Annotated in this window: 10 protein-coding genes; 3 read left to right on the forward strand and 7 right to left on the reverse strand. The window is 72.9% G+C overall.

Annotated elements, in window-relative coordinates:
• Positions 1–27: 27 nt before the first annotated feature.
• Positions 28–2,862: an N-acetylmuramoyl-L-alanine amidase gene (locus AB0G56_RS12535; RefSeq protein ID WP_360967770.1), complete on the reverse strand. Its 2,835-nt coding sequence runs from the start codon at positions 2,860–2,862 to the stop codon at positions 28–30.
• Positions 2,863–3,147: 285 nt separating this feature from the next.
• Entirely contained in the window at positions 3,148–3,501 is a 354-nt protein-coding gene (locus AB0G56_RS12540) for a hypothetical protein (RefSeq protein ID WP_360967773.1), read from the reverse strand.
• Positions 3,502–3,530: 29 nt separating this feature from the next.
• Here AB0G56_RS12540 and AB0G56_RS12545 point away from each other — a divergent pair, with 29 nt between their 5' ends.
• A complete protein-coding gene (locus AB0G56_RS12545) occupies positions 3,531–3,827 on the forward strand; it encodes a hypothetical protein (RefSeq protein ID WP_360967776.1) in 297 nt (98 codons plus the stop codon).
• A 646-nt stretch (positions 3,828–4,473) separates the two neighbouring features.
• Positions 4,474–4,974: an OsmC family protein gene (locus AB0G56_RS12550; RefSeq protein ID WP_360967778.1), complete on the forward strand. Its 501-nt coding sequence runs from the start codon at positions 4,474–4,476 to the stop codon at positions 4,972–4,974.
• A 674-nt stretch (positions 4,975–5,648) separates the two neighbouring features.
• On the opposite strand, the gene AB0G56_RS12555 is transcribed toward AB0G56_RS12550, so the two are convergent.
• The 4 genes from AB0G56_RS12555 to cseB form a co-directional block, all read right to left on the reverse strand.
• Positions 5,649–6,656, reverse strand: coding sequence for an endonuclease/exonuclease/phosphatase family protein (locus tag AB0G56_RS12555; RefSeq protein ID WP_360967780.1), 1,008 nt, complete (start codon positions 6,654–6,656; stop codon positions 5,649–5,651).
• Complete coding sequence (locus AB0G56_RS12560; RefSeq protein ID WP_360967783.1) at positions 6,653–7,699, reverse strand: serine hydrolase; 1,047 nt, start codon at positions 7,697–7,699, stop codon at positions 6,653–6,655. The genes AB0G56_RS12555 and AB0G56_RS12560 overlap by 4 nt, the downstream gene beginning before the upstream one ends.
• Positions 7,700–7,878: 179 nt before the next feature.
• Positions 7,879–9,144, reverse strand: coding sequence for a HAMP domain-containing sensor histidine kinase (locus AB0G56_RS12565; protein ID WP_360967786.1), 1,266 nt, complete (start codon positions 9,142–9,144; stop codon positions 7,879–7,881).
• 1 nt (position 9,145) lies between these two features.
• A complete protein-coding gene (gene cseB / locus AB0G56_RS12570; RefSeq protein ID WP_360967789.1) occupies positions 9,146–9,901 on the reverse strand; it encodes a two-component system response regulator CseB in 756 nt (251 codons plus the stop codon).
• A 679-nt stretch (positions 9,902–10,580) separates the two neighbouring features.
• On the opposite strand from cseB, the gene AB0G56_RS12575 reads away from it, so the two are divergent.
• A complete protein-coding gene (locus AB0G56_RS12575; RefSeq protein ID WP_360967792.1) occupies positions 10,581–11,039 on the forward strand; it encodes a peptidase inhibitor family I36 protein in 459 nt (152 codons plus the stop codon).
• Between the two features lie 67 nt (positions 11,040–11,106).
• On the opposite strand, the gene AB0G56_RS12580 is transcribed toward AB0G56_RS12575, so the two are convergent.
• Entirely contained in the window at positions 11,107–12,363 is a 1,257-nt protein-coding gene (locus tag AB0G56_RS12580; RefSeq protein WP_360967795.1) for an alpha-L-fucosidase, read from the reverse strand.
• Positions 12,364–12,394: the final 31 nt, after the last annotated feature.

Raw genomic sequence — 12,394 nt, forward strand, 5'->3', positions numbered from 1 at the left:
GCCGTTCAGCCGTTCCGGCGGCGGGCGTCAGAGGATGGTGTTGTAGGTGTTCCACCCGCCGCCGACGCTGGACTTGGCGGCGAACGGCGCGGTGGCGCTCGCCTGGCCCTTGTAGAACCAGAGCCCGCCCGAGCTGTCCCGGGCGACGAGGTCGGGCTTGCCGTCCTTGTCCAGGTCACCCGGTCCGACCAGCACGTTGTACGTGTTCCAGCCGGGGCCGACACGGGTCTTGGTGGCGTAGGGCGCGGCGGCGTTGCCGGTGCCCTGGTAGAGCCACAGCACGCCCGAGCCGTCCCGGGCGATCAGGTCCGCCTTGCCGTCACCGGTCACGTCACCCGTGGCGGTCAGGTTGTTGTACGTGTTCCAGCCGGGGCCGATACGGGTCCGGGCGGCGAACGGCGCGGCGGCGTTGCCGGTGCCCTGGTAGAGCCACAGCACGCCCGAGCCGTCACGGCCGATCAGGTCCGCCTTGCCGTCACCGGTGAGGTCCCCGGCGCCGGTCAGGGCGTTGTAGGTGTTCCAGCCCGAACCGACCTTGGCGCGCGACAGGAAGGGCGCCGACGGCTTGCCGCTGCCCTTGTAGTACCACAGCACCCCGCTCTTGTCGCGGGCGACCATGTCACCGGTGCCGTCCGCGCGCAGCGCCGTCATCGGCGTCATCGCGTCGTACGTGTCCCAGCCGCCGCCCACGCGGTAGCGCAGCAGGAACGGACCGGAGGTGCTGCCGCTGCCCTGGTACTGCCACAGCACACCCGAGGCGTCGCGGCCGAGGATGTTGTTGCGGTCGGTGGCCGGGTCGGGAGCCGTACCCTTGACCACGTCCACGTCCTCGGCGCGCACCCAGGCGAGCCGGTGGTTGTAGCGGATCGGGTAGAAGGTGTTGCTGCCCACGACCATCACGCGCGACCCGGTGCCCGTGCCGTCGATCAGGCCGCTGTTGTAGTACGAGCCCTTCACGGCCGCACCGGCCAGCGCGTACTTCTGCCCGGCCGCGATGCTGTACTTGGTCAGCGAGTCGCTGTTCTGCTTCTGGACCTCGACCCCGGTGCCGGCGTAGTCCGTGTCCTTCGGGTACGTACGCCCGTACACGGGGACCGACGTGGCGCCCGCCTTCGGGGTGACCGTGTCCGGCGTGCCGACTGGGGTGGCGAACTGACCGCCCTGGTTGTAGAACCAGGCCTTCTGCCCGCCGTACCAGATGGCGGTCCAGTCCCGCTGCGCCTCCGCGACGACGTACTCGCCGCCGGCCACCACCTTGTTGGCCCAGTTCGGGCCCTCGGTGGCGGTCTGGCTGCCCAGGTACGCGTCGGACAGGGGCGCCGAGCTGGTGGACGGCCCGGTGTACAGGTAGGCGAAGTTCGCCGGCTGCTTGTCGACCGCGGCGCCGCCGTTGGTGAGGGTCGGCTGGTTCGCCGTGGTGAACGGCGGCACGATGCGGATCACCTGACCGGCCTTGTACAGACCGCCCGCACCGCTCGCGCCGGTCGGGGCGCCCAGCAGCTGCATGTAGTGGTTCCAGTCCCAGAACGGGCCCGGGTCCCAGTGCTGGGACTTCACGTTGGCGTCCAGGACGCCCGGCACCTCGTCGTGACCGATGATGTGCTCACGGTCCAGCGGGATGCCGTACTTGGCGGCCAGGTACTTCACCAGGGTCGCCGAGGACTCGTACTCGGGCTCGGTGTACCAGCTGCCCTTCTTGATCGCGTAGCCCTCGTGCTCGATGCCGATCGAGTGCATGTTGACACTCTTGTTGGCAGCGTGCCACGCCTCGTTCTTGTTCTCGACGACCTGGGTGACCTGGCCGTCGGAGGCGCGGACGAGGTAGTTGGTGCTGGCGTACGAGGCGGGGTTCTGGAAGACGTTCAGCGAGGCGTCGTAGGTGCCCTCGGTGTCGTGGATGACGATGGAGTTGATCTCGCCGCCGGCCACCGGACGGTTGGCGATGTTGTAGTTGCCCCAGTCGTCCGGGCCGCTGTTCTGCTGGTACGCGGCCGGCTTGAAGTCGCACTTCAGGGTCGACGGGCAGTCGGCGGTCGCGTTGGCGGCGACAGTGGCGACGGTCGCCTTGGCGAGCTTGAGGTCCGCCTGCCGCGCGGGCTCGACCGCCGGGTCGGCCGCGAGCGTGACGTGCTCGCCGCCCGCGGTGACGCGCTGCTCACCGGTGCGGATCGAGTCGTAGACGCGGTTCGCGAAGAGCTGCGCGCCCTTGGTGTCCGTCGCCTGGCTGGCCCGGGCCACGGCCGGGTACCAGGCACCCGCGTCCTTCGGCAGCGAACCGGTGGCGGCCTTCTGGTACTTGGCGAGCAGGGCGGCACCGGCCCGGATGCTCTGCCGGGCGTCGCCGCGCACCTTCTGCGCCGGGACGTCGATGAGGCCGGCCGCCTCGTTCAGCGTGTGCAGCCGCGGGTCGCTCGTGTCGACGGCCTGCTTGCCGGCGCCCTTGAGCGCCTTCGCCGGGTCGAAGTGCTTCTCCACGGCCGGGTCGCCACTGCGGTTCATGCGGTCGAGCTGCTGCTCGCGCGACGCTGTGTCGTCCTGGAGGCTGCCGGGGTCGACGTCCGTGAGCCCCATGACGTTGTACGCGCCCGTGGTGCTCGGCAGCCCGTCGTGGTCCTCCCACAGCGTCTGCCGGTACGAGACCGCCATCAGCACGCTCAGCGGGACGTCGAACTCCTGGGCGGCCTTCTCGAACTCCGCCTGCAACCGGGCGCCGGGACGGGCGGCTTCGGCACCACCGGGCCCTCCGGTTCCGGGCGATGCCACGGCCAGCGAGCCGGCCGTGGCGGCCACGGCGATGGCCGACGCCGCGGCGTAGGCGAGCAGTCTTGTCTTCTTGCGGCCTCTGCGATGGTCCGCGCTCAAATTCCACCCCTGATCAGTGCTAGATGTGCAACATGAGGTCGTTGCAGTTCACACTTCAACGGGGTGGACGCTACCAACGCCGATCACGTTCCCGGCACCGGGGCGGAGTCCGGCAGGCGAGGCGGGGCGCAATCGCCAGATAACGCCCGGTTGTTCGGCCGGGGAGCGGTCGCACGACGGCCCGCACGTGCGCGGCATCGGCTGGCGGTGTCGCCCCCGTCCGCGGGTGGGGCTCCGGCGCCGGGAGGGCCGCCGCGAGGACCGGCAGCGCGCCGGCAACCGGCCTCAGTGCCGGCCGTCCTCCACCAGCGCGGCTGCCACGGACCGGACGATCTCACGGCGCTCTTCGGGGTCGGTGAGGTCCACGGCCGCCAGGACGTCGGGGCCGGCCATGTTCCACAGCATCGCGACGTGGATCAGCAGCATGAACAGCACGCGGGCCTCGAAGCGGCCGGAGTCGACCCCGTCGGCCTGCGCCCCGGCGATGGCGGCGATCCGGGACCGGACGCTCTCCACCGGGCAGGCGCTGGCCGGCTCGCCGCCGTGCTGGACGAACTGCCAGGTGATCAGTCGCGGCAGCTCCGGGTACTCGGTGTACATGTCGCTCAGGTGGACGGCGAACCCGGGCAGATCGTGCACGTCGAGCGGCGCTCCACCCGGCGTTGGCCATGCCCAATTTGATCATGCTCGACCAGATGGCGGTCGGTGAGTGGGACGCGGCCGAACGCACGGGGAAACGCGCCCTGGCCCTGGCAGCGGAACACCGCCATGAGCTGTTCGCGCATCAGAGCCGGGGCTACCTGGCCCAGCTCGCCGCACTGCGCGGGCAGGTGGGAGCGGCGCGGGAACTGCAGGCGATGACCGGTTCCTGGGCCCGTCCCCGCGGCGTCGGGTTCCTGACCCAGACAGCCGACGCCGCCGGTGCCACGGCCGCCCTGAGCACCGGCGACTACGAGACCGCGTAACCGTACGCCATCACGATCACCACGCCGGGAACGTTCCGGCCCTACGCCCACCAGGCCTCACGAACCCTGCTCGACCTCGTCGAGGCCGCCCTGCACACCGGGCGCACGGCGCAGGCCCGCGCCCACGCCTTAACCGCACGCGACGCCGGACCTCCCGGCATCTCGCCCCGCCTCGCCCTGCTCACCCGCGGGGCGCTGGCGATGACGGCCGAGGGGGGAGGCGGAAGCCGCGGAGATGTACGCGCGCGCCGAGTCCCACGCGGCGGCGGCACGGTATCCGTTCGAGCTGGCACGGATCAGGCTGGCCCACGGAGCGCGGGTGCGCCGCGCCCGGGGCGGCCCGGCGGCCCGGGAGTAACTGGCCTCGGCGGTGCAGGCGTTCGAGCAACCGCACGAGAACGGCCCCGGAGGAGATCCTCCGGGGCCGTTCTCTCAGGCTGCCGACGCCTTGTTTCTCTCTTCCGACCGACAGACATGCGGTCTCCGATGTGCGTCACTGGCTTGACGGGTGACACGGTCGCCTGCCATGCTTACGTCACCGCCTGAACGGGTGACACGGAGAGTCTGAGTGTCACCCCGGAAGGAGGCCCCAGACACACACAGACACCTCCACAACCCACCCGCGAAACACGCAGGAAGAACCGTCATGGCCGTCACCTACACCGCCCGCGTCGACGTCACCGGCGAAGGCCGCAACGGCGGCACCGCCCGCTCCGCCGACGGCCTGCTGGAACACACCCTGGCCATCCCCAAGGAACTCGGCGGCGCCGGCGACGCCACCAACCCCGAACAGCTCTTCGCCGCCGGCTGGGCCGCCTGCTTCCTCGGCGCCCTGCGCCGCGCCGCCGCCGTCCGCCACATCAAGCTCACCAGCACCGCCATCACCGCCGAGATCACCCTCACCCACGGCGACGACGGCGAGTTCAGGTCGTCGAGCAGCTCGCCGGCCGGCCGGCCCCGATGCGGGAACCGCTGGTGGCGGCCATACCCGCCCGGCTCGGGCCGGCGGACCGAGAACTGCGGCACGCACTGCTGTACCTCTCCCTCGTCCTCTCCCGGGGCCTGCCCGGCGAGACGCTGGTCGCCGAGCGGCGAGAGGCGCTCGCCGACACCGAGGACCGCTGGCGGCCGATCGGCGAGAGCGTGAGCTTCGCCGAGGCCGAACTCGACGCGGGCCGCCCGCTGTCGCCCGCCGTCGTCGCCGCGTTCCGGCGCGGGGCGGACGACAGGTACTCCGGGCTCGGGGAACTGGCCGACCGGATGACCGAGCCCGTGCTCGGCGTCGGCGAGCAGTGGGCCGAGACCGCCATGGCCGACGTACTCCCGCTCCGCCCGGCCTGGCGGGACCTGCTGGCCCACGCCGCCACCGCCAGGACGGCCAAGCCGACCGCGACATGGGAGAGGAAGGGCGGCGCGCTCCTCGACGACATCGGTCCCGAGGCCTTCCGGACACGTGCCCTGCCCTGGCTGGCACTGGCCGGCCGCCCGCGCACACTCACCCTGCGCCAGGACTACCACGAGGCCCCGGTCAACGAGCTGTTCGACCCGTTCAACGCCAACGCCCTGCGCGGACTCGCCTGGCTGCTCGCCCGCACCCGACCGTGCGAGGAGACGGCCACCGCGCTCGGCGCCCTGGTCGACACCGCCCTGCGCGTGGTGCCCGAGCACGGCCCGTGCAACCCGAAGGTGGCCAACGGCGCCGTGTACGCGCTCGCCCGCCTCACCGGACCGGACGCCCGCGAGGAACTGCGGCGCCTGGCGCAACGCTCCGTCTACAGGAGTACCCTGCGGCAGATCGAGGCCGCCCTGGCACGGACGGCGTCACAGCCGCAGTGAGGCCGCCACCGGCAGGTGGTCGCTGCCGGTGGCCGGCAGCGACCAGGCCGACCGGGGATCGACACCCCGGACCAGGATCTGGTCGATGCGGGCCACCGGGAACGCGGCCGGCCAGCTGAAACCGAACCCGGCCCCCGCCTCGGCCTGGGCCGAACGCAGCCGGGAGGTGACCGGAGCCAGCGCCCGGTCGTCGGTGGTGCCGTTGAAGTCGCCCACCACGACCACGCGCGGCAGCCGTTCGGCGCGCAGCGCGGCGGCCAGCCGCAGCGCCGCCGCGTCACGGGCACGCACGCCGAAGCCCGAGCCGAGGGCGAACCGGACCGACATCAGGTGGGCGACGAAGACGGCGACCGGCCCCTTCGGTGTGTGCACGGTGGCGCGCAGCGCGCGCGGCCACGGCGCGATGGCGACCGTACCGCCGTCGCTCACCGGGTACCGGCTCCACAGACCGACCGTGCCGTGCACCGCCGTGTACGGGTAGCGGGCGGCCAGGATCCGGCGGTAGGTGGCCGTCGCGTCGCCCAGCTCCTCCAGCGCCACCACGTCGGCGCCCGAGGCGGCCAGGGCACGTGCGGTGCCCGCCGGGTCGGGGTTGTGCTCGTCGACGTTGTGCGTCACGACGGTCAGGTACCCGCCGTCGGCCCGCTTGTCGAGGAGTGTTCCGCCGAACAGCGAACACCACACCGCGGCGACCACGGCGGCGGCCACCGCGGCGGTCGCGGACCGCCGCGGCAGCGCGCACAGCAGCAGCGCCGGCACGACGAGCCCGGTCCAGGGCAGGAAGGTCTCGACGAGGCTGCGGAGGTGTCCGGGCCCGTTCGGGACGAGACGGTGGCCCGCCATCAGCAGGACGGCCGGCGGTGCGGCGGCCGACGCCGTCCGACCCCGCCGCCACCTGCCGGAGCGTGCGCCTGGTTGCCGTATCCGGGCGGACGCAGGTCCTGGTGGTGGTGCGCCAGGGGTGTCCGCAGGGGTCGTCACGGCCGCTGTCACCGCTTCCCCGGCACGGCCGTCGCCACCCACCGGCGTACGCCCTCGACCAGCGAACGGCCGGCCTCCACCGCGGCGTCCAGACCCTGCCGCGGATCGGTGCCCGCCCGCTGGTGCAGTACGACGCCCAGCACCAGCCGTTCGTGCCCGTCCCGGTCGGGTGCCTTCGCCGCCCACATCAGGTTTCCGCCCGCCGGGGTGCTGGAGCCGGTCTTCAGCCCGATCACCCCGTCCTCGCCCAGCAGCGTGTCGGTGTTCGTGATCGATCCCGGGACGCCGGGCACGGTCGTGGACGGCATGGCGACGACCGAGCGGAACGCCGCATCGCGCATCACCTGCCGGGCCAGCTTCAACTGGTCGCCCGACGTACTGGTGTTCGTCGGCCCGATGCCGCTGGCGTCGGTGTACACCGTGTCCCGCATGCCCAGGCCCCGGGCGGCCCGGTTCATCTTCGCGGCGAACGCCTCCTCGGATCCGGCGTCCCAACGGGCCAGCAGCCGGGCGACGTTGTTCCCGGAGGGAATCAGCATCAGTTCCAGCAGCTTGCGTTCGCTCAGCCGCCGTCCCGCGTCGACGCGCGCGGTCGACTCGACCCCGGACACGGACTCGTCGGCGGCCCGCTGGTCCACGGTGATGTCCGGGCCCGGCTCGTGCGCCCCGAGCGGATGGTCGCGGAGCACGACGTACGCGGTCATCACCTTCGTGACGCTGGCGACCGGCACCGGCGTCCGCCCGCCCCGCGACCCGAGGTCGCCCCGGGCGCCGAACCCCTCGACGGACACACTCGTCTGTCCCTCGGCCGGCCAGGGCAGCGAGGGCTGTTCCGATGCCGACCCGGCCGCACCGGCGTCCTGGAGGCCCCCGCCCCCATGGGTGACGACAGCGAGGACCACCAGGACGGCCAGCGCCGTGATCCCCGCTGCGCAGGCCGCGCCCAGGTGTCCTCTCGACGGACACCGCAGCAGGGACGGCAGGCGGGATCCGCGGCGATGGAGCGCCCCGGCCGGGCACGCATCGGGCTCCCCGGGGGTGGTGACCGGGCACATGCGAACGCACCTCCAAGGGGCAGTGCGCGACGTTCACGCACGACAGCCACCTTGCGGGGTGAGGTTCTCCAGGAGACCGGCACCGCGTCTCCGTCCCCGCTCGTCCGTGTATCCGCCGTGTATCAGTGAGCCGTGCCCGCGGTGTACCGGCGCCCGCCGCGCGTCCGCGCCGGGGCAGGTCAGGTGAGAGCGGCGGCGGGCAGCCGCAGCGTGGCCATCGCCCCGCCCCCGGGCGCGTCGGCGAAGTCCAGCGAGGCGCCGATGACCCGCGCCTGGCCCAGGGCGATGGTCAGGCCGAGCCCGTGCCCCCGGCCGCGTTCGGCGGCCCCGGTCCGGAACCGCTGCGGTCCGTGCGTCAGCAACTCCTCGGGGAAGCCGTCACCGTGGTCGCGTACCGTCACCGTCGGCCCCGACACGGTGACCTCCACCGGCGCGCGGCCGTGCCGGTGCGCGTTGACGACCAGGTTGGCGACGATCCGGTCCAGGCGCCGCGGATCCGTCTCGACCGGCGCCACCGCGTCCGCCGTGAACCGCGCCGCGAGGCCGGTCCGGGCCAGCGAGTCCGCCACCACCTCGTCGAGCGGCACCGGCCGTGACTCGGCCCGCTCGGCCCCCGCGTCGAGCCGGGAGATCTCCAGCAAATCCTCGACCAGCGTACGCAGCACCCCCACCCGGTCCCTGACCAGCTCGCTCGCCTCGCCCTCGGGCAGCAGACCGCTCGCCGTGACCAGGCCCATCAGCGGCGTACGCAGTTCATGGGCGACATCCGCCGTGAAGCGCTGCTCGGTCTCGAGCCGGTCGCGCAGACTGTCCGCCATCGCGTCCACGGTGGCGGAGATCTCGGTGATCTCGTCACCGCGCCCGCCGTCCCCGCCGCGTCCGGCGGCGGTACGCGCGTGCAGGTCACCGGCCGAGATCCGGCGCGCCGTCCGTGCCACCCGGCGCAGTCTGCGGTGGGGCAGTTCGGCGGCGAGCGCGGACAGCGGAACGACCACGGCCAGCGCCAGCAGCGAGTACTTCCACATGTGCCGGTCCAGGGCCTTGCGGGAGAGCAGGTCGAGGGTCATGTCGACCTCCACTGCGTACGGCTGCCCCCGGTACTGCAGTGCGGCCCACATCCTCGGCCTGACCTGGTTGCCGTCGTACCAGGTGGCCGCCGGATCGTCCGCCCGCCGGTCCGTGAGCCGCCGCAGCAGCTCGTCGGGCATGACATCGGCGTCCGTCACGTCCCCGTCCTGCGGCACGCCGTCGCGTTCGTACCGCTCCAGCGCGAGGGAGAGCGCGTTGCGCGCCTTGACCTCGCCCTCGTGCAGCGACCGGTCCCGGGTGCTGCCGTGGACCAGCAGCCCGATGGTGAGGGCGACGGCGCAGCAGGCCACGGCGACCAGCAGCGCGATCCGCCAGCGCAGCGAACGCCAGTCGAGCAGGGCGCGCAGGGTGTCCACGTCAGCGCCGCACGAGTTTGTAGCCGAACCCGCGCACCGTCTCGATCCGCTCGGCGCCGATCTTCTTGCGCAGCCGCTGCACACACAGGTCGACGACCCGGGTGTCCCCGTCCCAGCCGTAGTCCCACACGTTGCGCAGCAGCGTCTGCCGGTCGAGGACCACGCCGGGGTGCGCGGCGAACTCCAGCAGCAGGCGCAACTCGGTGGGGGCCAGGGCGACGGGCTCGCCGCCCCGGAACACGTCGAGACCGGCGGTGTCCACGGTCAGGTCGCCGAATTCCAGCCGGCTGCCGTCGCCGGTACCGGTCGCCGCCGGCGCGGGCGGCGCGGCCCCGTCCGGTGTGCCGTCGGCCGAGGTGAAGGCCGCGCGCCGCAGCAGCGACCGGATCCGGGCCACCAGCACGGCGGTGTCCACGGGTTTGACGACATAGTCGTCTGCGCCCGCCTCCAGACCGGAGACGACGTCCAGCGAGTCTCCGCGCGCGGACATCATCAGGATGGGTGCCGTGCTGGTCTCCCGGATCCGGCGGCACAGTCCGATCCCGTCCAGGCCGGGCAGCATGACGTCCAGGAGCAGCAGGTCGTGGCCGCCCTCCCGGAACGTCTCCAGTCCGCTGAGGCCGTCCGCGGCCGGGGTGACCCGGTAGCCGTAGCGCTCCAGGGCGAGGGCGACGGAACGGCGGATCACGTCGTCGTCCTCGACGAGCAGGACAGTGACGGGGGGTTCGGCGCCCCCGGCGGCCGGTGCAGCAGGCATGTTCTTCCATCCGGACGTAGGTGCGGTCCCCACCCGGCACGGGTACGGGCCGTCCCATCATGCCGCCTGTACGGCCCCCGGCGGTCCGCCGGGGCCACCTGGCGGGGCCTGCTCCCGGCGGCCCGCCGGGCCCGCCGCGTACGGCGGTGCCGGGCGCCGGCCCGGGCGTCAGCGTGTGGCTTCCCGGCAGCCGCGTGCCCTCAGTACGCCGAGGAGGACGGTGCCGTCGGGGGAGCCCGGGCCGGTGGTGGGGCCCCGGCCCGGGGCGCCGGGGTAGGCGCCGTCGTCACCATCGACGACGTTCCGGAACCCGGCGGGGACCTCGCCGGGAGCGAGATCCTGGCAGAGGAGGGGTGCGGCAGGCCGCGCGGCCCGCCCAGTGCCTGGGCCAGCCTGCGGACCAGCGCCGCCCACAGCGGCGTGGCCGGGCCGGCGCCGCCGACACAGCCGGGGATCTCCGGGCGGCGACGTACGAGCGGCAGCAGTCCGGCCGCGCTGACCCGGCCCGGCCGGGCGACCACGGCGACCACCACCGACCACGCGGCGGGCCACGGGCCGGGCCCGGGCCTGCGTGAGGCGAGGAGGTCGCGCGAATCGGAGTGAACCCCAGGCCCTGCGGCACACGTTGCTCCTGATGAGAAGGGTCTTCGGTGTACCGGACAGAGAGACAGGGAACACAGTGAAGCTGCGCAACAAGCGTCTCGCCGGTATCGGCCTGACCGTGCTCGCCGCGGGCGCGACCGTGCTCGGCGCGAGCACGGCGGCGTCCGCCTCGGCCGCGAACGAGCCGTGGCAGGTGGGCGTCTGGAACGTCGGCTCGGACTGCAACGCGGCCAAGTACGAGTTCTGCGTCTGCACCGACGCGAACTACCAGGGCAAGTCGGTCGGTATCCGCTGGGGCGAGAGGGACACCTACCTCGACATCAGCGCGGACATCGGCGCGTCGATGAACAACAGCATCTCCTCGGTGATCAACAACACCAACTACGCCTGGGCGATGACGGACGTGCCGAAGACGGACGGGTGCGTCGATCTCCGCGTGCACTCGTACCACCACCTGGCGAACTTGGCCGACTTCGGCTTCAACGACCGCGCGTCCGGGCTGACCATCTGGAAGGACGCGGGACCGGGCGCCTGAGGCCCTGCCCGCCGGCCACTGCTTCAGTGCCCCGTACTGATGGGCGTCGAGGCCGGGGGCGGGCAGCTCACTCGTCCCCGGCCAGCTCCAGCTCGACCACCGGAAGCAGGACGTCGGGCCGGGTGACGGGCAGGGTCAGGGTGAGCGTTCCCGCAGGCTGACCGGGCGGTGCCATGTTCACGTGCTCGTGCTCGGCGCCGTCCAGTTCGTGGAACCGGATCTCCGAACCGTCGTGCAGCAGTTGGGCGTAGCGCACCCGGCCCGCCAGCCCCGGCAGGTGGAGGTGGTGGAGCGGCCAGGCGAGCAGGTGCACGTAGAGGCGGCGTCCCACGCGGGTGCACAGCGTGTTCGCGGGCGCCGCGAGCCCGCTCGGACCGGCGCCGCGCACGGACCGCTCGTGCAGGGACATCCACTCGCCGACGGCCCGCAGCGTCTCCCCGGCCCGCGCGTCCAGCGCGCCCCTGCCGGTGGGCCCCACGTTGAGCAGCAGGTTGCCGCCGCACGCCACGGACTCCACCAGCATCCGCACCAGCAGCGCCGGGTCCTTGTACTCGTGGTTGTCCCGGTCGTAGCCCCAGGAGCCGTTCAGGGTGTGGCAGGCCTCCCAGGTCACCGGGGCGCCGTCGCGCTCGATGGGGCGGTCGGGCTGGTACTGCTCGGGGGTCACGTAGTCACCGGGGACGCCGAGCCGGTCGTTGACGAGGATGTCCGGCTGCAACTCGCGCACCATGGCGAGCAGTTCGGGCGCGCCCCACTCCCGTGGCCCCTTGCCGGGGTAGGTGAAGTCGAAGAAGAGCAGGTCGAGCGGGCCGTAACCGGTCAGCAGCTCGCGCACCTGCCCGTGCAGGTAGGCGCGGTAGCGGGACATGTCCCGGGGCTCCCGCGCGGCCGGGGTGTCGCGCAGCGGGTGGTGGGCGTCGACGGTGAAGTCCGGGTGGTGCCAGTCCAGCAGCGAGTAGTACAGGCCGACCCGCAGCCCCTCGGCGCGCATCGCCTCCGTGAACTCCCGCACCAGGTCACGGCCGGCCGCGCGCTGGGAGGTGTACGAGGTCAGCGCCGAGTCGTAGAGGCAGAAGCCGTCGTGGTGCTTGGCGGTGAGCACGGCGTAGCGCATTCCGGCGGCCTTCGCCGCGCGGGCCAGCTCACGCGCGTCGAACAGGTCCGGGTCGAACCGCTCCAGGTAACGGTCGTACGCCTCCTGCGACATGGCCTCCCGGCTGCGCACCCACTCGTGCCGGGCGGCGAGGCTGTACAGGCCGAAGTGGACGAACAGTCCGAAGCGGGCGGTCTCGAACCACCTGGTGGACGCTGTGGGCACGGGCACGGCAACTCTCCTGTCGCGGTCGGCGGCTCTC

Origin of the sequence: Streptomyces sp. NPDC021356, assembly GCF_040641015.1 — a bacterium.
Taxonomy (GTDB): domain Bacteria; phylum Actinomycetota; class Actinomycetes; order Streptomycetales; family Streptomycetaceae; genus Streptomyces.

Bases quoted from the DNA above. Each gene is read 5' to 3' on its own strand.
- AB0G56_RS12545 (WP_360967776.1), top strand. From the start codon at position 3,531: ATGCCCAATTTGATCATGCTCGACCAGATGGCGGTCGGTGAGTGGGAC.
- AB0G56_RS12550 (WP_360967778.1), top strand. From the start codon at position 4,474: ATGGCCGTCACCTACACCGCCCGCGTCGACGTCACCGGCGAAGGCCGC.
- AB0G56_RS12560 (WP_360967783.1), bottom strand. From the start codon at position 7,699: ATGTGCCCGGTCACCACCCCCGGGGAGCCCGATGCGTGCCCGGCCGGG.
- cseB (WP_360967789.1), bottom strand. From the start codon at position 9,901: ATGCCTGCTGCACCGGCCGCCGGGGGCGCCGAACCCCCCGTCACTGTC.